The 20961-nt window shown below is 59.5% G+C and carries 20 protein-coding genes and 3 pseudogenes; 8 read left to right on the plus strand and 15 right to left on the minus strand.

Annotated features, from left to right (window positions below; genetic code table 11):
• Positions 1 to 17 precede the first annotated feature (17 nt).
• Positions 18 to 1247 (minus strand): hypothetical protein, encoded by a 1230-nt coding sequence (locus BPNPMPFG_RS18225; RefSeq protein ID WP_258590112.1) that lies wholly within the window; start codon positions 1245 to 1247, stop codon positions 18 to 20.
• Between the two features lie 215 nt (positions 1248 to 1462).
• Here BPNPMPFG_RS18225 and BPNPMPFG_RS18230 point away from each other — a divergent pair, with 215 nt between their 5' ends.
• Positions 1463 to 2452 carry an acetylserotonin O-methyltransferase gene (locus BPNPMPFG_RS18230; protein WP_258590113.1) on the plus strand — a complete coding sequence of 330 codons (990 nt, stop codon included), beginning with the start codon at positions 1463 to 1465 and terminating at the stop codon, positions 2450 to 2452.
• Positions 2453 to 2929: 477 nt separating this feature from the next.
• Here the strand turns inward: BPNPMPFG_RS18230 and BPNPMPFG_RS18235 are convergent.
• The 6 genes and pseudogenes from BPNPMPFG_RS18235 to BPNPMPFG_RS18260 form a co-directional block, all read right to left on the minus strand.
• Positions 2930 to 3171, minus strand: a pseudogene (locus BPNPMPFG_RS18235) (ATP-binding protein); the annotation flags it as partial.
• A 104-nt stretch (positions 3172 to 3275) separates the two neighbouring features.
• Positions 3276 to 3674 (minus strand): nuclear transport factor 2 family protein, encoded by a 399-nt coding sequence (locus tag BPNPMPFG_RS18240; RefSeq protein WP_258590114.1) that lies wholly within the window; start codon positions 3672 to 3674, stop codon positions 3276 to 3278.
• 375 nt (positions 3675 to 4049) lie between these two features.
• A complete protein-coding gene (locus BPNPMPFG_RS18245; protein ID WP_095204127.1) occupies positions 4050 to 4325 on the minus strand; it encodes a hypothetical protein in 276 nt (91 codons plus the stop codon).
• Between the two features lie 424 nt (positions 4326 to 4749).
• The gene (locus tag BPNPMPFG_RS18250; RefSeq protein WP_258596806.1) at positions 4750 to 5163 is read right to left on the minus strand and encodes a curlin; all 414 of its coding nucleotides are present in this window, start codon (positions 5161 to 5163) and stop codon (positions 4750 to 4752) included.
• 171 nt (positions 5164 to 5334) lie between these two features.
• Positions 5335 to 5736: a curli-like amyloid fiber formation chaperone CsgH gene (gene csgH / locus BPNPMPFG_RS18255; RefSeq protein ID WP_258590115.1), complete on the minus strand. Its 402-nt coding sequence runs from the start codon at positions 5734 to 5736 to the stop codon at positions 5335 to 5337.
• A gap of 67 nt (positions 5737 to 5803) precedes the next feature.
• Positions 5804 to 6241 (minus strand): curlin, encoded by a 438-nt coding sequence (locus tag BPNPMPFG_RS18260; protein ID WP_258590116.1) that lies wholly within the window; start codon positions 6239 to 6241, stop codon positions 5804 to 5806.
• A 651-nt stretch (positions 6242 to 6892) separates the two neighbouring features.
• Here BPNPMPFG_RS18260 and BPNPMPFG_RS18265 point away from each other — a divergent pair.
• Positions 6893 to 8176 (plus strand): NRAMP family divalent metal transporter, encoded by a 1284-nt coding sequence (locus BPNPMPFG_RS18265; protein WP_258590117.1) that lies wholly within the window; start codon positions 6893 to 6895, stop codon positions 8174 to 8176.
• 890 nt (positions 8177 to 9066) lie between these two features.
• Here the strand turns inward: BPNPMPFG_RS18265 and BPNPMPFG_RS18270 are convergent.
• The 3 genes from BPNPMPFG_RS18270 to BPNPMPFG_RS18280 form a co-directional block, all read right to left on the minus strand.
• Positions 9067 to 9297 carry a hypothetical protein gene (locus tag BPNPMPFG_RS18270; RefSeq protein WP_258590118.1) on the minus strand — a complete coding sequence of 77 codons (231 nt, stop codon included), beginning with the start codon at positions 9295 to 9297 and terminating at the stop codon, positions 9067 to 9069.
• Between the two features lie 29 nt (positions 9298 to 9326).
• Positions 9327 to 9563 carry a hypothetical protein gene (locus tag BPNPMPFG_RS18275; protein ID WP_258590119.1) on the minus strand — a complete coding sequence of 79 codons (237 nt, stop codon included), beginning with the start codon at positions 9561 to 9563 and terminating at the stop codon, positions 9327 to 9329.
• A gap of 266 nt (positions 9564 to 9829) precedes the next feature.
• Positions 9830 to 10045 (minus strand): hypothetical protein, encoded by a 216-nt coding sequence (locus BPNPMPFG_RS18280; protein ID WP_136619709.1) that lies wholly within the window; start codon positions 10043 to 10045, stop codon positions 9830 to 9832.
• A gap of 601 nt (positions 10046 to 10646) precedes the next feature.
• On the opposite strand from BPNPMPFG_RS18280, the gene BPNPMPFG_RS18285 reads away from it, so the two are divergent.
• Positions 10647 to 11117, plus strand: coding sequence for a hypothetical protein (locus BPNPMPFG_RS18285; protein WP_258590120.1), 471 nt, complete (start codon positions 10647 to 10649; stop codon positions 11115 to 11117).
• Between the two features lie 62 nt (positions 11118 to 11179).
• On the opposite strand, the gene BPNPMPFG_RS18290 is transcribed toward BPNPMPFG_RS18285, so the two are convergent.
• Both BPNPMPFG_RS18290 and BPNPMPFG_RS18295 read right to left on the minus strand, forming a co-directional pair.
• Entirely contained in the window at positions 11180 to 11683 is a 504-nt protein-coding gene (locus BPNPMPFG_RS18290) for a hypothetical protein (protein WP_258589652.1), read from the minus strand.
• A gap of 84 nt (positions 11684 to 11767) precedes the next feature.
• On the minus strand, positions 11768 to 12172 hold the full coding sequence (locus tag BPNPMPFG_RS18295; RefSeq protein WP_258589653.1) for a host attachment family protein: 405 nt from the start codon (positions 12170 to 12172) through the stop codon (positions 11768 to 11770).
• A 292-nt stretch (positions 12173 to 12464) separates the two neighbouring features.
• Here BPNPMPFG_RS18295 and BPNPMPFG_RS18300 point away from each other — a divergent pair, with 292 nt between their 5' ends.
• Together BPNPMPFG_RS18300 and BPNPMPFG_RS18305 are read left to right on the plus strand one after the other, a co-directional pair.
• Positions 12465 to 12947, plus strand: coding sequence for a DUF982 domain-containing protein (locus BPNPMPFG_RS18300; RefSeq protein WP_258590121.1), 483 nt, complete (start codon positions 12465 to 12467; stop codon positions 12945 to 12947).
• Between the two features lie 532 nt (positions 12948 to 13479).
• Positions 13480 to 14490: a sensor histidine kinase gene (locus tag BPNPMPFG_RS18305; RefSeq protein ID WP_258589655.1), complete on the plus strand. Its 1011-nt coding sequence runs from the start codon at positions 13480 to 13482 to the stop codon at positions 14488 to 14490.
• Positions 14491 to 14577: 87 nt separating this feature from the next.
• Here BPNPMPFG_RS18305 and BPNPMPFG_RS18310 read toward each other — a convergent pair.
• The 3 genes and pseudogenes from BPNPMPFG_RS18310 to BPNPMPFG_RS18320 all read right to left on the minus strand — a co-directional run bounded on the left by BPNPMPFG_RS18310 (position 14578) and on the right by BPNPMPFG_RS18320 (position 16763).
• A pseudogene (locus tag BPNPMPFG_RS18310) lies at positions 14578 to 14893 on the minus strand (response regulator transcription factor).
• Between the two features lie 273 nt (positions 14894 to 15166).
• A complete protein-coding gene (locus BPNPMPFG_RS18315; RefSeq protein WP_258590122.1) occupies positions 15167 to 16261 on the minus strand; it encodes a L,D-transpeptidase family protein in 1095 nt (364 codons plus the stop codon).
• Positions 16262 to 16586: 325 nt separating this feature from the next.
• Complete coding sequence (locus tag BPNPMPFG_RS18320) at positions 16587 to 16763, minus strand: hypothetical protein (RefSeq protein WP_258590123.1); 177 nt, start codon at positions 16761 to 16763, stop codon at positions 16587 to 16589.
• A gap of 413 nt (positions 16764 to 17176) precedes the next feature.
• Here BPNPMPFG_RS18320 and BPNPMPFG_RS18325 point away from each other — a divergent pair, with 413 nt between their 5' ends.
• The 3 genes and pseudogenes from BPNPMPFG_RS18325 to BPNPMPFG_RS18335 all read left to right on the plus strand — a co-directional run bounded on the left by BPNPMPFG_RS18325 (position 17177) and on the right by BPNPMPFG_RS18335 (position 20914).
• Positions 17177 to 19189 (plus strand): AI-2E family transporter, encoded by a 2013-nt coding sequence (locus BPNPMPFG_RS18325; RefSeq protein ID WP_258590124.1) that lies wholly within the window; start codon positions 17177 to 17179, stop codon positions 19187 to 19189.
• 557 nt (positions 19190 to 19746) lie between these two features.
• Positions 19747 to 20035, plus strand: a pseudogene (locus BPNPMPFG_RS18330) (IS21 family transposase); the annotation flags it as partial.
• 579 nt (positions 20036 to 20614) lie between these two features.
• Positions 20615 to 20914 carry a hypothetical protein gene (locus tag BPNPMPFG_RS18335; RefSeq protein WP_258590125.1) on the plus strand — a complete coding sequence of 100 codons (300 nt, stop codon included), beginning with the start codon at positions 20615 to 20617 and terminating at the stop codon, positions 20912 to 20914.
• Positions 20915 to 20961 lie beyond the last annotated feature (47 nt).

Raw genomic sequence — 20961 nt, forward strand, 5'->3', positions numbered from 1 at the left:
TTTGCCTTTCTGCGCTCCTACTTGCCGCAGGCCGGCTCGCCTGGATGCCCGCAGGACGGCTTCTTACCTGGCGGCTGCTGCGGCTTGGGCGGCGGCGGCAGGCGCTGTTCTTGGATCTGGGGCTTCGGCTGGGCACGGAACTCCGGCTTGGGCTGCGGTGGCAGACGTCGCTCTTGGATCTTGGGCTTCGGCTGGGCGTGGAATTCCTGCTTCGGCTGCGCATGAAACGTCGGCTTCTGCGGCTTGGAGAACACGTGCACGTTCGGCTTTTCCTGCAGCTTGAGCTGGCGCTGTGGTTTCCGCTGCACGTTGATTTCCGGGCCGGCGGAACCTCCACCGCTGTTCTGCAGCTTGCGGATTTTCTTGTTCCCGTTGCCCGGGACCTGATCGCTCGGTACGACAACGGCCTGGCCAGCGGACAGGTCCTTGCGCGTCAGCTTCTTCGGCTTGCCGGTGTCCTGGTCGGACAACGCGTTCGGAGTGTTCTTCCTGAACTTCTGCTGAGCGTTGAGATCTTGCCCGGCCGGTGCACCGCTGACGGTCGGCGGCTTGCGGAACTTGCCATTCTTGCCCTGCCCATTGCCGGCTCCGTTCTGCTGGCCAGCGCCCTGCCCTGTCGTCACAGCGGCGCCTGTATTCCCTGTAGCCTGCGGGTTCCCGCTTATCGTACCCTGCTTGCGCAGGTTCCTGGACTTGTCGTTGGGTAAGGTCTGGCTGTTGAGCACCGGCTTGCCGTTGACGAGTGGCAGCGTCTTGCCGTTGGCGCCGGGCAAGGCGTGATCAGTCGAAAGTTTGCCGCCAGGTAGCGTCTTCGACATCGGCGTGGTGCCGCCTGGTTGACGACCTTGCGCCGCACCCTGCCCGAGCTTCGCCGGCAGGCCGCTCGGATTCTGCTTGACCAGCGCGGCCCTTTTCTGCAGCTGCGGCGGCAGCGCAACCTTGGCCGCGAGCGCGGCCGCGCCCAGGCCTGCGGCGGCGCCGAGCTTCTGGCCGGTGGTGAGACCGCCCGGCGCATTGCCATTGCTCTGCCTGGCCTGATTATTGGTCTCGTTGTTGATCGTCGTGTTGTTGATGATCGTGGTGTTGTGGATGTTGTTGAAGACGACGTCGTCGGGCGGAAATGTTTCCCAGACAGTGCGAACCAATCTCGCGCGGCTTTGCGGTTGAATTTCGTCCAAAAAATAGCGGTTTTGGGTATCCCGACGCGATGCGATCCGCAGCGGGCCGGGTCGGGGCACCGCCTGCATGTGGACGTTGCTATCGGCGATCCGGCACGGAGACGGCAGGAGACGTCCTGAGCATAAACTGGCACCGAAATAACGGGGCAGGGCTTTGTTGCAATTAGGCTGCTGCCAGATAGAGGCCCGCCCAGAGCTACCTAAGGGCTACCAACATCCAAGCAGGGCATGCAGGACTCATCATTCAGAGCCTGCTAAACTTCCGCGCATATTGGAGGGATGTCATGCTCAACCCGTCGCAACAGATCATGAGGCTAGGATTCGGATTCGCCGTGTCACAGGCACTGCGCGTCATTATCGAACTCGGCATCCCCGATCTCCTGGCTGCCAGCGAACAGTCGGTGGATGAACTAGCGGCTGCCACTCAGTCAGATGCTGACGCGCTTTATCGTGTAATGCGACTTCTCGCGCCCGAAGGGGTCGTTAGGGAAGTGCTGCCCCGCCATTTTGAGTTGACGGAGGTTGGCGCCGTGCTGCGCTCCGATCAGCCTGGCCCCCGTGACTTCGTTCGTATGATCAACAGCGAGGCCTATCTTGCCTTCGAGCAGCTCATGCATTCTGTCCGCACCGGAAAGCCAGCCTTCGACAAGGTGTTCGGCAGCCCAAGGTTTGACTGGCTGTCGGCACACCCCGAGCAGGCTGCCTTGTTTCAGCGTGCCATGGTCGCCTTGAGCCAAGGCAGCAACGAGGCCGTTGCCGAAGCTTGTGACTTCAAGCCGTTCACGCGGGTCGTCGACGTTGGCGGGGGACATGGCCAGCTTCTCTCGGTGATCCTGGCTCGCAATCCCCATTTGGACGGCGTGCTTTTCGATCTGCCTTCGGGCGTCGCGGCAGCACGCCAGGGTGCCGGAGGCGACCTGCCGCGCACCGAATTTGTTGCCGGTGATTTCTTTGAAAGCGTTCCCACCGGTGATGTCTACGTCATCAAGAAGGTCATTCACGATTGGGACGACAGGCGTGCCGCGGTGATCCTGCAAAATTGCCGCAAGGCAATGCTGCCGAACGGCAAGGTGTTCGTGGCCGAAACGCTCGTGCCGCCGGGTGACGAGCCGAACCAGATCAAGGGTATCGACGTGGTCATGCTCGCCGTCACTGGCGGCCTGGAGAGAACGCAGACCCAATATGCAAGCTTGTTCGGCGCCGCAGGGCTGCGCCTTGAACGAGTGATTCAGACCCGAGGACCCATTTCCATCCTTGAGGCCTGCCCAGCCTAACGCGGCATGGTCGACGTCGCGGCACTGAACCGAACACTAGAAGCCGTCCCTCCGAGTTTTGATTAAGGGAGCGAAACCATGAATGCTCTGTCTGCACTTTCTCCATCCTGATTTCCTCGCCGCATTCCTGGCGGCTTGCTCACAGGCCGACAAAGGTCTCCGGCGGACATAGGCCGGATGGGCCGAATACCCGACTGATCTCCCGGTAGCCGTTTTCAGGGACTGACATCCTGCGCGTGTTCTGAAGCGCGGCGGCATCCAGGTTCCTGTCCAATTTCGCAGGTTTCGTACCGCTCGCCCTTCCCGCCGACGGGTCGAGGAATCAGTCATGATCGCAGTGCCCCGCAGAAGAACGCCCACTGGTCCGCCGCAGGCTTCGCAGCGGCACAATTTTGCGATGTTCCGGACCAACGTGTCGGAGTTGGTCGCAGTTGCGCAGGCGGATTGGATCGGCGGGTGCTGAGGGTCAGGCGCGGTTTTGAAGCGCCAGCTCTCTCGTTGCCGGTCTCGACGATATCGCATTGATGGGTCAGGCGATCGCGCCGTGGTCATTCTTGACATCACCGAAAACGGGAGGCCATTCCCCAAAGGTCTGGTGGTGGTGACGCTGACTGAGGTCTGCTCGTTGAGGCGGTCAGGCGGCCGAGATAGTCGGCCATGCGTCCCTGCCGTTCGGTCCGGGTCTCGGCCTCGGGCTTGTTGACCAGATCCACGACATTCAAACCCGACGGGTGAACGCTCGCGTCTTGGGGTTCGAAATCTCTGAGCAGGCGCCAAACCCAAGACCTCGCTCAGGCCTCCACAATGAGGAGGTCATCCGCCATCATTCGGTCACGGTGTCGCCATGACGGTGGACGACTCTCCACTGGCCGTCCTCCCGGCGATAGACCTGAGTGACGCGCAACGTGTATGTACGCCGTTTGCCGTCGACCGAGACGGACGTGCGCTCCAGTCCAGCTGTGTAGGCCATGTCGCCGATCACGTCGTACGCCTGCACCTCGACGACGAAGGACGTGCAGTTCGAGAAGCTCTTTCCCAGATAGACGAAGAGGTCATCAACCTCGGCTTGACCGTTGGCGTTGCGCCACGCACCGAGAACGCTGACCGGCTCACGAGGGGACCAGAGCGCCCGGCGAGGCGCCGGGTCACCATTGTGGAGGGCAAGCTCGGCTTGGTACAGCGAGGTCTTCACCCACGCCAGGAAGTCTTCACGGTCCTTCATCTTCCTCGCGTCCTCCCTATGCAGCGCCTTGTCACAATCCGGTAGATTGAATTTCGAAGCTTTTGGCGTTCAGCATGATCGAGCCGCTATCAAGGATGTTCGACTTATCCGAAGGCTCAAATCATCAATCTGTAAAATGATTTTAAAAACCGCCTACAGGCTGGTGCAGACGCGACGCCGATCGAGATCAGGTCTTCCTGAGCGCGACCGACCTCCCGACGAAGAAGGGGCCGATCGAGAGCCCAGTGCCGGCAATGACACGATGGTCAAGCCGCAAATCTATGAATCGGTGTCGAGCGGACGTCAGAAGAAATCAGCCTGACATGATGATGGCGGGACATAGCCCGCCACCATACCGTTAGCGAAAGCCGTGGCTTATTTGGAACCGCCGAGTGCCTTCAATTTCTCGCAGAACTGGGCGTGAGGCTTGCTCATCGCTGCGTCGTTGCATTCCTTCATCATCTTGTCCTGATCGGCCTTAGCCATGCCAGCCCAAGCCTTTTTCATATCGGCGTCCGGCTTCATCGTCTTCATGCTCGCGTCGGTGAAGAACGGCGCCATCATCTTGGGTTCGTCGAGTGCGCCGGCAAGCGCCGCGCCGCCGACAATGGTGAACGCAAGTGCACCGAAACAGACAGTTTTGAAGCTCATGAAATTATCCTTCCCTACTCTTTTGCCCCGACCGTCGTTTGCGATCAGGTGCGGTTTTTAGCGCAATATAAGCGGCATCTAAAAAATGGCGAATGTTAGGATGCCGCTTCACAAATCGATACATCCTTGAAATGGCATAGCTACAAAAGGCACTTTCCCGGCAAAATTTTGCAGGCATGCTCGGCATATTCGAGCGCTAATCGCTCCTGCTGGAAGGCGTATGAGGCGGACGAAAATCTCGTCTCAAAGCTATCACCCCCGTTCGTGTACTTTCCGAGCGCCTTATCAGGCGCACCTTCATGCTTCATGTTGGATATCGAGGAGGCCCTCTTGAGGTCGGCGCTGAACGGTCACCGCCGAGCGAAACGATGGCGACGAGCAGTGAACATCTCGGAGTCAGGCCTCCATCGGTCTTCTTTGCCCGCTACCAGCCGTAGCTGAAGGTGGCGCCGCCGCCGCCATCGCCGTTCTGAACAACATTCGCGTCGGTGTTTCTTCCGAACTGGAAAATGCCGTAGGCGTTGTCATTGCCGTTCTGCTGCAGGGTGGCGGAATGGCCGTTGCCCCCCTGCTGGATGATGCCGAGATTGCCGCCGCCGTTTTGTCCGATGCCGGCGGCGTTGCCGTGTCCCAACTGGCGGATGCTGGCGCCGTGCAGGCCGCGATACAACGAATAGACGTGCAGGCCAGTCGCCAGCGCGCCAGCGTCGCGAGCGTTGCCGGGAGCAAATGTCACCGAAACCCAGCCGCCCGCGTAAGCCGGTGCAGACAGCGCCGCCTGGCCGAAGCTGCCGGCAACGAGAGCGGCGGTAAGGGTCTTGAACATATTCAGGGTCATCTTGGTCTCCATTTTCCGGCTGCCTCAGCCTATGGCCAACCTTCTCATCTCGTGGCTGAACCCTGCCGGAATTGGTCGTTCAGCTGCCGTTCAGTCATCTTCTTCCCCGGCCTGACGCACATAGAAAGGGCGCCGAATGCCGACGCCCTTTTTGTAAATCTAGCGATGCGATCAGGTCGCGCCGCCGACCCGCTCGGTGCAGCCCACGCTCTTGCCATCGACCGTGACCTCCAACTTGGCGTCGTAGACGGCGGCCTTCGCGTCGAGCGTAACAGCGCTGAGCGTGGCAGGCTTGCCGGGCGCCGCGCTGAAGGCGCCGCCCTGCTCGATATTGGTGCCGCCGGACCGGCCCGTGCTTTCGACATGGAAGGAATAGGTGCCGCTCAGGTTTCGATTTGCATGGGCGAGCGCCTCCAGGGAAACCATGCCGCTTTCCGGCGTGGCGCGGATCTCGCAGCGCACCGGTTCGACTGAGTGGTCGGCGGTGGCCATAGCCGCCAGCGCGCCGGCCGGGATCAGAACCAGGGCGAGTGCGGCCATGACGCGGCGGGGATGCTTGACGATGTGTGGCATGTTCGTCTCCTTGGCGTTCGTTGGCCGCGGCCGTGGACTCTTTCCACGGCCGCCGGCGTTGCCGCGTTTATGGGCAGGCCTGGACGAAAGCGGCGACGTTGCCGCTGCCGCCCTGGCTGACGTTGGCATCGCAGCCGTGGCCGACCTGCACGCCGGCGGCGATGTTGCCGTTGCCGTCCTGGGTCAGGATGGTGGTGTGGTTGGAGCCGAACTGGGCGACGCCGGCCACATTGCGGTTGCCGTTCTGGTAGGTGGCGCCGTAGTTGCCGACCCCTTCCTGGCCGATGGCCGAAAGGTTGTGGCGGCCGCGCTGCTGGCCGATCACCGTGTTGAAGCGGCCGTCCTGGTAGACCCGGATACGGTTCTTGAAGCCGTTCTGGGCGCCGCCGGCCGAGTTCGACCAGCCATATTGCTCAATGCTCAGGTCGTTGGCCATGGCCGGGGCGGCGGCGGTAATACCAACAAGAGCGGCGAGCGCGGTTGCGATGAAAGAAATGCGGATCATGAGAGCGTCTCCTTTGGCGGACGGGACCGCGAGTTGAACGGCTTCTTTTTAGGAGATGCCGTTCGAACCGATGCTGAAGACGGTGTTCAGATGGAGTTCAGGAAGGACTAATGGATCGCGCCATTGAGACTTTAGAGAGGATTTCCGCCATTCGGGCCGAAACATCCACCGGAGCGGGGCCGGTGGTGAATTAGGCTTCACTCGACTACTTGTCAAAACCTGGCAGCCATGCCCTTCCATCATCTGTTCAAAGGGGGCGGCCATACCATTCATACTAATTTGTAAGGTAGGCGCACGGAACCGAACCGGGAGTTTGCAGCTTCCTGGCGTTCAACAAAGGATGCATAAGGCGAGCCTAATGTTCAGTGACAAAGAAACACGATTCTTAGAGGCAGGGCTGTTCGTCGCTGTGCCGCTCTCAATCCTTGTCGCGGTGTTGATGGTTAGCCTTACGTTCGGCTGGTTTGGATGAGCGCGAATGGGATCAACTTTCTTGAGGCCAGCGGAATGCTGGTGTCGCCGCTTCACAACATCGTCTTCCTGGTCGGTGCGGGCGGCTCTCATTTTTTCGGTAGATATTACTACCGCCGATCTTAGATCGGGACCTTTAGCAATCCGCTGACGGATTTTTACATTGGGCGGGGTTTAATCGTGGACGCAAATGCAGCAAACCCGGTTGTCGGGCCATCCAAGCCGCGACTGCTTGGCATCCTTGGACCGGGCCTGATCACGGGAGCCTCTGATGACGATCCAAGCGGCATTGCGACCTATTCCCAGGTCGGTGCCCAGTTCGGCTACGGCATGGGCTGGGTCATGTTGTTCAGCTGGCCCCTGATGTGCGCGATCCAGGAGATCAGCGCCAGGATCGGCCGTGTCACCGGTCGAGGTATCGCGGGCAATCTGCGAAAGCACTATCCGGCCAGCGTTGGAATTTCCATCGTCTCGTTGCTCATGGTCGCCAATATCATCAACATAGGCGCCGACCTGGGAGCAATGGGAGCTGCGCTAAAGCTAATTATTGGCGGGCCGCAGCTGCTTTACGTTGCCGCGTTTGGCATCGTGACCGTCCTGCTTGAAATCTTCTCGCGTTACGCGCGCTATGTGTCCGTGCTGAAGTGGCTCACACTGTCACTTCTGGCCTATGTCGCCGTGGCCTTCGTGGCAAAGGTCCCCTGGGCGACGGTCGGTTACAATCTAGTTGTTCCGCACATCAGCTTTGACCGCCAATATATCACTTCTGTCGTGGCTATTCTTGGGACGACGATCAGCCCCTATCTTTTCTTCTGGCAGGCTGGACAGGAGGTGGAGGAGGTTAAGGAGCGCGATGAGGCCTCGCCGCTCAAAGTCGCTCCCGAACAGGCCCCAGAAGAACTGACACGTATCCGCATCGATACCTATTTTGGCATGGCCATTTCCAACGCCGTTGCCCTCTTTATTATCGTGACAACGGCGGCCACGCTCAATGCCAACGGTGTGACCGACATTCAGACTTCATCGCAGGCGGCCGAAGCGCTTCGTCCGATCGCCGGCCCGTTTGCGTTCTTCGTCTTTGCGCTTGGAATTATTGGCACAGGGTTGCTGGCATTGCCTGTGCTCGCCGGCTCCTCCGCCTATGCGTTGGGAGAGACGCTCGGCTGGAACGTGGGATTAGCCAAAAAACCGCACCGGGCTAAAGCCTTCTACAGCGCGATCGCTGTGGCGACCCTGGTCGGGGTCGCCCTTAATTTCACCCCGATCGATCCGATTAAGGCTCTGTTTTGGAGCGCGGTTATCAATGGCGTCGTGGCTGTGCCAGTCATGGGTATGATGATGCATCTGTCGGGCAAGCGCGCGGCCATGGGAGACTTTCAGCTGCCTACAGGGCTCAAAATTGTCGGCTGGCTTGCCACTGCGGTCATGGCCGTGGCTGCGGTGGGCCTCTTTGCGACGTGGTAATATGGGCCCCGCCTCGCTGTGCGAGGTCTTGCGCGCGTTGCGGGGCCATTTCTTCAACTTTGTTAAGCGGAATCAACACCTCTGTGCCGCCCTGCTGGCAGTTGCGGTCCTCGCACTCGTTTCATTGGTCGTCATGGTTCTATTCCTTTCCCATTACATGCCGAAGGCATGCCCCCCGGCATGCCTTCCAGGGGCGCGTGAGCGCGCGGCAGAGAGGCGGGCGAATGCCGGCGAGCGGAGATGGGCTGCGCCTCGAGCGGGGCGGATGGGATCAGCTTGCGAACGGGCGGCCCCACTCTGACGCAGGCGGCAATCGGGGAGAGAGAAGGTCGCCCCAGCACAACTATTCGTCATGTCCGGCGTCGGTTCGCCGACGCCGCAGGCGATAAAAAATTGGTGAACTCTGAAGATCCCGATGTGCTGTAACGGCCAGCAGAACGACGAACAACAAAACCAGCGCAAACGCTACCCCAAACACCCAGCCCATCGCGATCTCTCCTTAGAACCCACAGAACGCTCTGCCGGTCGTAAGGTTCATCTTGAAAGAGCGCCTCGCCTGTTTACTTCGTGAAGGATTTCTGCGCCACGTATTCGGCGGAGGCGCCATTTCATGGCACTGAGCAAGCGTTTCCAGCATGCTGCCAAGCTCACGGGGATTGGCTCGACGCCCACTGCCAACGCATCTACCAGATGGACATCGCACCGCAGAGCGGCTGGTAAGCTGTGTTTAGTCCAGTGAATGGTTGATAGGCATTCATTTCAACTGCGTGAAGTCGTAGTGCCGCGGGTCGCCGAGTGTTCTACGTCCATGAAGGCGTTCACGCGTTTCTAGCGGCGAAGTTGCAAGAGCCTGGCAGACTCTTCATGGCTGGCAGGTCGTTGATGCGTCGTCATTCCAATTCACCGACGTCGCCTCTTTGAAACAGCACCTTCTTCGTGGTTCCTCCGGCAGGTTTGCTCCACGCAATCACACCGGCGTGCTTGCCAGCAAGTGCGGATGCCAAAGCGATCGCGTCCTTTTCGCTTTCAGGCTGTGCGGGCTTATAGGAGGGGATCAGAACTCCGCACTCGTTCAGATCAAACGCCGTGACGACGAAGATTTGATCGACTGGATTCGACACTACTTATCCCCTGGGTAGCCGTGCGTTTCTCACGGAACGAGTCGATGCGGGTTATGTTCCAGGCGATGCCAACTGGTGTCGGGCTCGCCCAGGGCGAGCAGTAGCCGACTGAATGTTCGGATGCCGTTTTCTTTTGGATAGCGGTGGCTTCTCACGAGCGAAGCGCACTTGCCAAAGCTCGTCGTGTCACCGGCGTTGTCGTCCATTGGCTTCAATGCTGCCGCCACGGCCACGCCGGTTCCTAACGGGTTGATCGCCACAAGCATAGCCCTTGCGAGCGCGACACCGAAACTCTTACCTCATGGGCAAGAAAGGCACGCCATGTTGGCTGGACTTTCATCAATGCTATCGAGACGTGGCAACTATGGCAAGCGGTCCCGGGATGCCACCGCGGCCCACAAGGCTGCTGCCAACTACGCTGGCGGGCCAAGCCCGGACCATGCTCGCTTGAAGCATTTGCGCGGCGAGGCACGCAACGGCGCGCTCTGCCGCGGCATATTCGACCAGAAGCGATCCGTTACGTCTGATGGGACTACTTCTTCACGATATTGCCGTGGTTCAGGTCGAAGGCCTGCGTGTCTCCGGCCTGCTTGTGAAAATCATCCTGCAGTTCTCCCCATTCCCCGAGATACGCGCCACACTGGCTGCAATGAATGGCCGTGTGCTCCTCCGCGTTGTTCGGGATGTCCAACAGGATCGTCCCGCACGCTTTGCAGTCCAGTTTGTGGTCGAGCCGCTTGCTGTCCATCGGTGCTGTATATCCTGTCGGTCAACAGCATTTTATCCGCAGGCTCGCATACCGTCCAGCCGTTCCAGGAGTATTGGCCCATGTCCCCGAGACAGCCGAAAGTGCGCGGCGCATAAGAGGCGTAAAACGCCTAAGCCTAGCGACACTCTTCCGTCTCAAGCGCCGCCCACAGTTCGTCCAGACTATTCGCGCCGTTCGTATATGCTGACATGATCAGCCAAGCGGCATCGTCACGGCCTTGCACGTCCGAAATACCATGGGTGAGGCAATACTCCTCCAACGCCTGGCCAAGCATGCTAAGCTGTTCCGGTTCCGCTATTCCCGTGATGGCATGGCCAACTCCCCTTTTGCGCTAGGGCGAAAGCGATCGACTCTTTCAATCGCCCCTATGCCGTTCGAAAGCAGGCGACGGTTCAGTAGACAAAATCGGCCAGACGCGTCTATTAACAAAGACATATGAACCGACCCCTTGTGGTAGGGCCACCCGATGGCTGACGAACCCGATTCGCAGGGACGGCCCGGTAGTTCACGGTCTTGTCAAAGAAGCAGGCATCACTGAAGCGGAAGCTCGCGAGCTTGTCAGCTGTTTGGGCAGCGCCAATTGGCCGTCGTTCATGCGGGAAGCCCGGCTGTTAATTCGCAAAGCCCTGAATTTCAAACTGACCAGTACGGGAAGGCCGCCATTGTTGACTCCGCCTATGCCAAACGCGTAAGTCCCGGTTCGCGCATCACGTCCAGGGCGCAGCTTTTCAACTTTGAAGGTATCAAAATGGACGATAAATACGCCAATGCGCGAGAGCACTTTTTCGCGGCAATTCGCACGCTAGCAGCCTCTGCCGACGCCATACAAACGCGATTGATCGACGCAAATGTGAACATTTTGCACGTCACTATCGATGAATTTGCTGGGGACCGGGAGCTCAAGTTCAAGTTTGCAAAGATACTGGATCTTCTGGCAATCGATCAGGACGATATGGAGGCCGTGGCTGTTGAGACAGCCGCGCACATGACTGACTTTGAAGCCGTCAAAGTCGCGGATTTGATTTGCGATTTTTACTACGAGCTCACGTAATAGTCGGCGCGGCAGCCCGTCTTCCCACTAGCGAGGCGCCGGATCTTGGCCAACCAAACACGCTAGGAGCGGCTGAGATCAATCCGACTGATCACAATGGTTTTGCCGGTTGCCGGGTCTTTATCGATCGTCGTCAATCGCATCCCATTGTCGCCAACTTTTTCGAGCCTTAGCTGGGCGGCACGGTCGCCATTGACTTCTTTTGCCCAATGGATGCCGAGGACCAGTGCGTTGCCTGAGCGACTGCCACTGAGGCCGGCCGGGCCAGTGCTCGATCCGGTGTATATGCCCGTATAGGTTTTGCCATTCGTCTTCACGTCGGCGCCGATCGCCCGCGAGAAGACCACGTAACCTGTACACTTGCCGTTAAGCGCCAAAGAGCTTTCCGTCGCGTCAGATGCAAATTTGCAGTTGATTTTGATGGGTTGGGAATCGGCGTCGACTTTGACCGTGCCCTTGCCAACCCAGTTGCCGGCAAACGATTTCAGAAAGGCGCCGTCAGCGGCCTGAGCAGGCGCTCCAATGCAAAGCACTGCTGCGGCCAGCCATCCAATGGATTTTGTCATGATAAAGTCCTTCAATTCGGCGCAGGCGCGAAGACGATCATAGCGCAGGCGCGATGCAGATTTGAGTTCCTGTCGACGATGCGCCTAGGCGCTGGCAACTGCCTTCTCTATCTCCTGGGCCGAATGGCCCGTGAGATCCTTGGCGATTTCGCCAATCAGAACGTCCGATAATTTCTGATGATAGTGCTTGCGCAGTTCGCCAAGCGTTCGCGGAGCGGCGATGATGATCAGGTTGGCGATTTGCCCGCCGAGGACCTGTCGGTTGAGCAGATCGGCGGTTCCGGCGGCGAAACTGTCCTCCTCGATCTGGCTGTTGTCCGGATTGGCGGAGCTGCTCTGATGACGCGCACCGGATCCCTTGTTCTCGTTTGCCACGTCTTCAACAACCGAGGCCGTCAGTTTTGGATTGGCTTCGTCTCCTGAATTGCGGAACAGATTGAGCCTCTCGCCATCGGCCACTGCAACGGTCGCGCCTTTAGGAATATCCATGTGTAATGTTCTCCGAGATTGCGCCAGCCCTTGGCTAATCGGTTTGGGGGGCCTGCTGACGTCACTCTTAACGCCCCAAGCCGCCAATGGATGCTTGGATCTGAGCCTTTCGTCGACGCCCGACCGCCTGGGGGCCGCGCCGACCGGCCGCCCCCCCCAAATAGCACGGGGCTTCATTGTGATCCGGCATCAGCTGCCTGATGTTGGACGGATAGGCCGCATTATATGTCGCGCTGGAACGAATGTCGTCGCGCCCCGTTCGCTGAGAGATGGTGGGTACAGGGATGACGCGATGCACGATGCTTTTTTCAGGGTTCCAGTGACGGTTGAGTTGCCAAATGGAGAACTTCGCAGGTTGTCTAGTGCATCCGAGGCTGCGATCTTGCTGATGGAGAAGTGGCCTGAAGAGCATGGCTCAAGATACCGGGACGCGCTGCGGGCTTGCACAGGCTCACTGACTTCAGAGGAGGAGGTGGAAAATGCCCGGCAGGCGTTTTTGGCGGCTGCGGAGGAGGCAGGGCTGACCGTGCAAGGCGTGCATCACAACGAGGACGCTCCATCGCCGCGTTCGATAGAACAGCCAAAATCGTCATATATCGCCGACGAGAAACGACGGGATCGTGGGCACAGGGAGGAGCAAGAAGACTTTCTCATCCGTTTCCTAGCGCGCGAAACCGGGATTACGGAAGCCCAGGCGCGCGAGCTGATCGATATGGTCGGTACTGATCGTGGATCCCTGCTGCGAGAGGCCAGAATATTGACGGCGCAGCGCTGAGGCGCCGGAATCTGGCAATGTTCCGGAAGGAGTGCGCCGCCTAGGCTGACGGTGAGGACCCCGGGCTAGGCCCACAATCTCGGTAGGTTGGCGTTCAGTGCCTGATGCCGTCGCCGTGCGGCCTCATAGCCGTTTGATTGTTGAATGCAGAGGCCTCTTCGGCCGTGTCGAAACGCGTTGCGATCGCAGTTCCGTCAGGTGCCAGAACGACCGCCAGGTATGGGAAGCCGTTCATTGGCGGATGGTAGACTACATATACAGGTTGTGAATTTTTCATCGCCCTTTGTAGAAGGCGCGCAGGCTTTCGCCAAGGAGGCTTGCCCAAGGCCCACATAGCCACTCCTGCGCTAGGATTGGTTGATTTGGAACTGAGGGTGAAACAGCCGTGCCTCAAGTATGGTCAGGGGCGATAAAACTCGCGGCATGATCTGCGGTTTTTTCTCATATGCCGGATGAATTGGGCTAATAGAACCGCCAGCCGCTTGTTTATGACGTCACAACCGTTCCTTTTTCGACATCCTTGCGAGTTTCCATGACGACAACCGCGGAAAATCTAAAGCCCCTCCTTTGGGAACCCAAGAACCTGGTCCGAGCCATCGAAGCCGCAGGGGTCGCCCTGTGGTCATGGAACGTGGATAGCGACGCGTTGGCCATGGATGACCGCGCCTATGACCTTTGGGGCATCCCGCGCACGACAGACGTCAAGTTTGAAGACCTTTCCGCGCACATCCATCCTGCGGATCGCGACCGAGTGCGGGCGGCCTTCAACGCCACGCGAGCGATTGTCGGCCCCTATGAGATCGACTTCCGGATGATGATCGGCGACGAACTCAAATGGATTTCCGCGCGTGGTCAAGGCGACGACGAAGGGATCGTCCAGCGGCTGATGTTCGGCATCTTCATTGATGTGACCGGCCGCAAACAGGCGGAAGAAAGCCGTGAGCTGCTGGCTGGCGAAATGAGCCATCGCGTCAAGAACCTGCTCACCATAGCCTCCGGCCTTACTGCCATTACCTCGCGTTCGACGAACACCACCAACGATATGGCGCGCGAGCTTACTCAGCGGCTGACTGCCTTGGGGCGAGCCCATGATCTGGTGCGGCCGGTGCCCGGGCAGACCGAGGCCGCCTCGGCCCTGCTTGGCGATCTGCTTACGGTACTGCTCGCGCCTTATGACGATCTGGGAGCGTTCAGCGGCCGCATCAGGGTGTCGGTACCAAGGATGAGCGTCGGTGAATCCTCGGCAACTATCCTCGCGCTTATCATCCATGAACTTGCAACCAACTCGCTCAAATACGGTGCCCTGTCGGCCGAGGCAGGGACGCTGGATGTTTCGTGCTCGGCGCACGATGACGCCGTCACGATCGTCTGGACAGAAAGTGGTGGACCCCTCGTTGAGACACCTGCGGGCCCGCCCGGCTACGGAAGCAGATTGGTCGAGCGCAGCGTAACCGGGCATCTGCGTGGCTCGATCGCTTATGACTGGTCAAAGCAGGGCCTGGTCGTCACGCTGAAGGTCCAGCCGGAACGGCTCGCACAATAACCCCGCGCTGGCCTTCAGAGGCCTAAGCTGGTGATCGAGAAACGACCTGCCCAAGCCATAGAGGCGGAGGACTAGCCGGCTGGCATGTCAAGTTGAGACCAGGTCGCGTAGACTTGTTGCGATGGCTGCGTTGTCGTACGGCTTAGCATAAAACAGGCTGCCTTTCGGAAGGTCCGTTACCGACACCGCACGGTGGCCTGATGTCGCCACGATCCTGACGGGTGGCCAGCGGTCGCGAACAGCAGCGGAAAGCTTTATGCCATCCATGCTCCCCGGCATGTCGATGTCGGTGAACATGATCTGGATCTGGGCATTGGCTTCGAGCAAGTCGATTGCCTCATCGGCATTGGCAGCCTCCAATAACCTCGAAACCCTCGCCGAAGAGGAAATCCACGATGTCCATGCGGATTAGCGGCTCGTCCTCGACAACCAACACGCAGATGCTAGGCGCCAATGGACCCTCCTGCCAAAATGATGCTGGCGGTCCATAACTCTCTTGTGCCCAGATCGCTCCACAAAAACATGCAATACAAGCATTCAGCGCCAAAACGCCGAAGCTCATGGATATTAGCGTCGACGGGCACGAAGATTGCGACTCCGCTGACGGAGAGAACCAAGCAATGTTCCCGCCATGAGTCCAAGTCGAAGGTCTAACGGCCAAGATTGTCGTCGCCGCTCACAGGAACTGGACTGGCACGCCGCGACTGAGAAGCTTGCCAAGTCCCTGGGCATCCCAATTCGTCAGGCGAACACAGCCATGCGAGCCGGTCTTGTCGATACGGGCGGGCTCAGGGGTGCCGTGGATACCGAAGCTCGGTTCGGAGAGTTCAATCCAAACCGTTCCGACGGGACCATTAGGGCCGGGGGGAAGGGTCAGTACCTTGTCGTTGTTACCCTGTTTGAAATTGAGCTTGGGATTGTAGGTGTAGGTCGGGTTCGAGACCACCGCCCTAACCGTATATGTTCCGGACGGGGATGGGGTCTCCTCGCTGCCAATGGTAGCGGGATAGGCCGCCAGAAGAGAGCGGTCTTCGGCATAGGCGCGAACCTGGCCCTCTGCCTTGTCCACTTCCAGCCTGACAGCTTTCCCGCGCTTGCCTGAGCCAAGATCGGCCACGGAAATAGTTTCGCCCTCGGCGAAGGTCGCGCTCGGATTGAGTGACTTTAGAAAATCCTCGTCCATGTGGAAGCGCTCGGCCAGGGCCTCGCTTGCACGAGCATAGCCGAGATACTTCATCTCGGCCATTTTGGCATAGTCCTTCGGAATGGCGCCCACCACCGTCGAAAGGTCTTCGGCCGTGACGACATAGCTGCCGATCACCTGTTTGTCCGCGTCTATGGCGCCGATGACCTGCGGCCCGACCTTCCCGTCGACCGGAAGGCCACGCATCGTCTCAAAGGCTGCGATGGCGTGCCGTAGGTTGCCGCCGTCGAGCCCGTCAATAACTCCCGGCGACGCTCCCGCCCGGTCGAGCAATACCTGCAACCGGACAATAGAGGGTGAGGGTGTGCCGCCAATGTGGGGTGGGGTAAACTCGGTGGAAGGGCCGGCGAAGCCGACCTTGAAGGTACTGCTGGTCGTCAACGGGTCGACCTGCGAAGACGGAGGCTCATAGGTCGGCGGGATTGCGTCCAGTGGTGCTGCGTTGATGGCCTCGGGAGTAAGCAATGATGAGGCTGTCGCCGATGACATGACGAACGTCGCCGGGAAAAGGCCGAGCGCCGTGCTGGCGGCAAAGGTGAGTGCAGGTAAGCTGAGGCCGCGACGCATAGGGAGTGCTCCTGACAGCGGACGAAAAGAGGCCGCAAGCGACATTCTTCCGGATTGGTTACCGCTTTCTTAACATCCGCGTTCTAACGACAAATCAGATCAGAACTCCCTCGCCTTCATCTAGCGTCGCCTCATCAGACCTGCGGTCGGCGCGGCGCTCATTTTCTCAAATGCTTGGGCTTTGCAATGATCCGCCGTGTGCCGATGCTTCCGGTGTGAAAAGCGCGAACAGTGACCCAGGCACCGGAACGCTCAAGTATCTGATCCATCTCCCCATTTCTAGGATTTCGAGGGTCACGACAGTCCCGGTCCGGGACTCCTACCGTCACCAATTTTCGCAATGAAATCGCATAATATTCGACGCAGTCTCTTCCCAGGTCGGCGCGAACGGTTTTTGCACGATGGTGGGCGACGCCTTGCTATCACCAGCTCGCAAAGCTCGCGTGTGTGTGTCGTGGCGGGCAACGATGTCGACGGCGTCAAGCCGGTCGATGGCAAGCATGGTTGCGACGTCCGTATAGAACGGAGCGCTCAGAGCACGGTCGTTTCCGCCTTGGTGGGATCGACGTCGCAGACAGCGGCAAGCACTGCGCCTTCGCTCGCAAGACCTTCCTACCCATGCAAATGGTTTTGCGCGTAGAAGCCGCAGCCGATGACTCCAATGCGGATTGCCCCCGTTTCCATGTCTATCCAGCGACGATCGGTGCTGAAGATGGTGGCCTTCATGAAATTGGCGGGTTGACGCCGCAACGAGATTTGTCAGCACCCGGCTTGACCCGCTGCCATGCCGCCTCATTCCGAAAGTTGCATGCCAGGCTGCCGCTCGCTCCGTCGGTTCCCCAGCTGCGAAGAAACGAAAGTTGCACGTCAGCTTAATATGCCTGATCATGGCGGTTGGCACGGCGGAGATATCAATTGGCAGCCAATCCTCGAAACGGCATGCATCCGTCGGCTCCCGGACTGGCGGGCATTCTTTCCGCAGCCACCGCCCACCCGCGCACGTCCTTGCCCACTGTCGCAACTGTCGTGACGACGGTAGCCGCCCTGTACTTTGGGCGCGAGGTTTTCCTGCCGATTGCAATCGCGCTGCTTTTGACCTTCGCGCTTGTCCCGGTGGTTTCCGCGCTCAAACGAGCCGGCATACCCCGCCTTCCTGCTGTCATTGTGAGCGTGCTCAGCGCATTCGCGGCGCTCGCCCTATTCTCCTTCATTGCCGCGTCGCAGGTCAGCGAACTGGCGCAGAACATCCCAGTCTACCAAACAAACATCCTGACCAAGATCCGCTCGCTCAAGGAAACTGGCGTCGGCGGAGGTATCATTGCCAGATTGAGCGGGGTGATCGAGCGCGTCGGCCAGGAGATCGATCAGCAGGGGCCGTCGGCGCCTCCCGCGGCGAGCGACAAGCCGCAGCGTGAACCGATGCCTGTCGAGATCGTCTCGCGGGAAAAGCCGATCGAAGTCCTGCAGAACATCATCGGCCCGCTGATCAGCCCGCTGGCGTCGGCCGGGCTGATCGTAATCGTCGTCATCTTCATGCTGCTTGAGCGGGAGGATCTGCGCGATCGTTTCATCCGCCTTGTCGGTTACGGCGACCTCCACCGAACCACCCAGGCGCTTCAGGATGCCGGCAAGCGGGTCGGTCAATATCTGCTCATGCAGTTGGTGGTGAACACCGTCTACGCCATACCGATTGCGGCCGGGCTCTGGGTCTTGGGCATTCCCAATGCACTGCTGTGGGGGCTGCTGGCGCTGGCCCTGCGCTTCGTTCCCTATATTGGCCCGGTCATTGGTGCGCTGCTGCCGCTATTCTTGGCGCTGGCCGTGGCGCCCGGCTGGTCGCTCGTCCTGTGGACGGCCGCCCTGTTCGTGGTGATGGAGTTGGTCACCGGCAACGTCGTCGAACCCTGGCTTTACGGCTCGAGGACGGGGCTCTCGCCACTAGCTATCATTGTCGCGGCGATCTTCTGGACCTGGCTGTGGGGTCCGCTCGGTCTGGTTCTGTCGACGCCGCTCACCGTCTGTCTCGTCGTGCTCGGCAGGCACGTGCCGCAGTTCGAATTCCTCGACGTGCTGTTCGGCAACCAGCCGGTGCTCGAACCTCATGCCCGGCTCTACCAGCGACTGCTGGCTGGCGATCCCGACGAAGCCACCGACCACGCCGAGGAGATGCTGGAGGAGAAGTATTTGATCGAATTCTACGACAAGGTCGCCATTCCCGCCTTGCTGCTCGGTGAGCGGGACCGCGTGCGCGGCGTGATGGGCGACCAGCAAAGGCGGCAAGTGGCGGCCAGTGCTCTGACGCTGGTGGCAAACCTCGACGACAACGCACAGGAGGAAGCAGAGGAAGATGACCCGGAGGTGGCCGAGGACGCAAGGGCGAATGCGGGAAAAGAGGCAGCCGGAGAGGGCAAGGATGCCGAGGGCGACGACGACACCGAGCTGCCGGATGGCACCGACATGTCGGTGCTTTGTGCCGGCGGGCGCGGCGAACTCGACGATGCCGCCGCCGCAATGTTGGCGCAGGTGCTCGAAGTCCAGGGCGCGACCGTGTCGAAGGCGGGCTTTGCCGATATGGAGCCGGCAAGCATTCGCCGCCTCGAACTCGACGCGGTCGACACCGTCGTGGTCGGTTTCCTGAACCACGATTCCGTCAAGCACGCTCGATTTCTGGTGCGCCGTCTGAAGCGCGCCAAGCCGGCGTTGCGGGTAGGCATCGTGTTCTGGTCGGAGACCGGGGACGACAACACGGAAGCAGCCGCTGGGCTGGCCAGCGACATCAATGCCGATTTCGTTGCGCATAGCATGGCCGACGCCGTGCTGGGTGCGTTGTCAAACGATCCGCCGGTCGTGCTCAAGCTCGCTGTCAAACGCCGCATACGCCGCCGACCGCCAGCCCGCAAGAAAGTGTCGCTTGCAGCGGCAAACTGAGTCCCGGCAATCGAGTAGTGAGCCCCCGAGATTTGCTAATTTAACAAAACCGCAATTTGACACTCCCGCTGGGGACGACCGAGTAACTCCCCCGGGCCTAGCCCAGGATCAGGCAAGGCGACGCGGCCCCTGGCTCGGCCACGCCGGGCAGCCTGCGCGTGCCCCGCAGCCGGTTGCGGAGGTCTCCTTTTTTGTAGTCTTTCCAACGGTTTGGTGTTCAATCCAGTTCAGGATCGTGCCGAGTTCCCCATATAGCATGGCGTCAATCTCGCCTCGGTTCGCACCGGGACGCGATATAATCTTCTCGATCAGCGGCGTAGGGTCTCAGCAGCCTCTGCCCGCCCATCTGGGGGGTTCGGCGCCTCCTTCAACCGGGCAGCAGCCTCATTCGTGTACATGGCGCTCGGCAACAGGACCGGTACATCCTCCGACACGTCGCCGAGGAGGCGGACTGCGTGTTTCACTAATTCCGGGACAGTCTCGGGCGTGGATTTAAAGGTCGATTTTCGCAAGCGCCGTTCTGGCAATTTGCCCCTCATCATCGGTTGAGAGGGGCGATGCCAAGACGGAAGCAAGCGAGACGAACGACAGTGAAAGACATTCGATCGATACTGCGGCTGACGCATGAGCAGGGCCTTTCGGTTCGCGCTGTTTCGGAACGTCTGAAGATCAGCAAAAAACCTCGGTGCCGACTTATTTGTTGCGAGCGAAGGAGACCGGACTTTCGGTCTGGCCGTTGCCTGCGGGTCTCGACGACGATGCCGCGCTGGAGCGGTATCCGGCGCGTTGGCCGACCGCCACAGGGACCTGGTCGAGCCGGATTGGCGATCCGTTTCCGCCTCGCTGACGGGATGACGATGAGTAAACCGTTAAGAGGGAACCACCACGATCCGTATTGACGAATGCTCCTGAGCTATCATGCTCGCGCGCCGAAACACAGTGCTCCGCCATGAAGACGCATACGGCCACCCATTGCGCGACCTGTGTTGCTGGATCAGTTCACTCGTCTGTATGAAGGCTGGATGGGCAAATGCGACCTCTACGTAAATATCTCGCGGCGCAGACTGCCGCCGTCGTCACTTTGAAATTTGATGCCGTTGAAAAGATTGTCAGCTTCCGCCAGCGGCGAGAAGCAATGGACCTTGGTGGCCACAGAAGGACGATCGTGCATGTGCAATGCAAGTCGGGGCAATCTGCTGGATACACAGCTAATGCCAAAATGCACCAAGGCGAAATAAGCATTCCCAGGAAGTAGGTCTGCCAAGCTGCGAGAACTTTCGCCCGAATGCACCTGCACCTCTGCGGGCCGGCGGTGCGACGCAAGTCCTGTCTTAGCTTGAGAGGTCACGCTTCCGTGATCGCGTAACATTCGGCCAAAATTTGCGAACTCTAAAAGGGCAATTGTGCCCCTATGGGAGTAAGCAAATGAACGCGATCAAGCTCGTTGCTCTTGTCGGCCTTGTCGGGTTTTCCGCCTCACATGCCTTTGCCGAAGACACGATGGGTAAAATGACGATGATGAAGGGTGGAGAAGTCACGGCAATTATGCCGGATGGGCACATGGGAACGATGATTCCCGACGCAAAGATGAGTGCCGAAATGATGAAAATGGCGAAGCCGATCAAACATTGCATGATGATGATGACAGACGCCAAAGGCAAGGCGTACATGATCGACACGTCAACTAAGAAGGCCCAGGCCGAATGTGAAAAAATGGCGATGTAAGCGGCTGACAAACTCCCCGCCGGCATGCGCGTCGGCGGGACATCTCG

Origin of the sequence: Mesorhizobium sp. AR07, assembly GCF_024746815.1 — a bacterium.
Lineage (GTDB): Bacteria > Pseudomonadota > Alphaproteobacteria > Rhizobiales > Rhizobiaceae > Mesorhizobium.

Bases quoted from the DNA above. Each gene is read 5' to 3' on its own strand.
- BPNPMPFG_RS18290 (WP_258589652.1), bottom strand. From the start codon at position 11,683: ATGACAAAATCCATTGGATGGCTGGCCGCAGCAGTGCTTTGCATTGGA.
- BPNPMPFG_RS18315 (WP_258590122.1), bottom strand. From the start codon at position 16,261: ATGCGTCGCGGCCTCAGCTTACCTGCACTCACCTTTGCCGCCAGCACG.
- BPNPMPFG_RS18250 (WP_258596806.1), bottom strand. From the start codon at position 5,163: ATGACCCTGAATATGTTCAAGACCCTTACCGCCGCTCTCGTTGCCGGC.
- BPNPMPFG_RS18300 (WP_258590121.1), top strand. From the start codon at position 12,465: ATGCACGATGCTTTTTTCAGGGTTCCAGTGACGGTTGAGTTGCCAAAT.
- BPNPMPFG_RS18230 (WP_258590113.1), top strand. From the start codon at position 1,463: ATGCTCAACCCGTCGCAACAGATCATGAGGCTAGGATTCGGATTCGCC.
- BPNPMPFG_RS18335 (WP_258590125.1), top strand. From the start codon at position 20,615: ATGAACGCGATCAAGCTCGTTGCTCTTGTCGGCCTTGTCGGGTTTTCC.
- BPNPMPFG_RS18305 (WP_258589655.1), top strand. From the start codon at position 13,480: ATGACGACAACCGCGGAAAATCTAAAGCCCCTCCTTTGGGAACCCAAG.
- BPNPMPFG_RS18280 (WP_136619709.1), bottom strand. From the start codon at position 10,045: ATGGACAGCAAGCGGCTCGACCACAAACTGGACTGCAAAGCGTGCGGG.
- BPNPMPFG_RS18320 (WP_258590123.1), bottom strand. From the start codon at position 16,763: ATGCTTGCCATCGACCGGCTTGACGCCGTCGACATCGTTGCCCGCCAC.
- BPNPMPFG_RS18295 (WP_258589653.1), bottom strand. From the start codon at position 12,172: ATGGATATTCCTAAAGGCGCGACCGTTGCAGTGGCCGATGGCGAGAGG.
- BPNPMPFG_RS18225 (WP_258590112.1), bottom strand. From the start codon at position 1,247: ATGCAGGCGGTGCCCCGACCCGGCCCGCTGCGGATCGCATCGCGTCGG.
- BPNPMPFG_RS18245 (WP_095204127.1), bottom strand. From the start codon at position 4,325: ATGAGCTTCAAAACTGTCTGTTTCGGTGCACTTGCGTTCACCATTGTC.
- BPNPMPFG_RS18260 (WP_258590116.1), bottom strand. From the start codon at position 6,241: ATGATCCGCATTTCTTTCATCGCAACCGCGCTCGCCGCTCTTGTTGGT.
- BPNPMPFG_RS18240 (WP_258590114.1), bottom strand. From the start codon at position 3,674: ATGAAGGACCGTGAAGACTTCCTGGCGTGGGTGAAGACCTCGCTGTAC.
- BPNPMPFG_RS18275 (WP_258590119.1), bottom strand. From the start codon at position 9,563: ATGCTTGTGGCGATCAACCCGTTAGGAACCGGCGTGGCCGTGGCGGCA.
- csgH (WP_258590115.1), bottom strand. From the start codon at position 5,736: ATGCCACACATCGTCAAGCATCCCCGCCGCGTCATGGCCGCACTCGCC.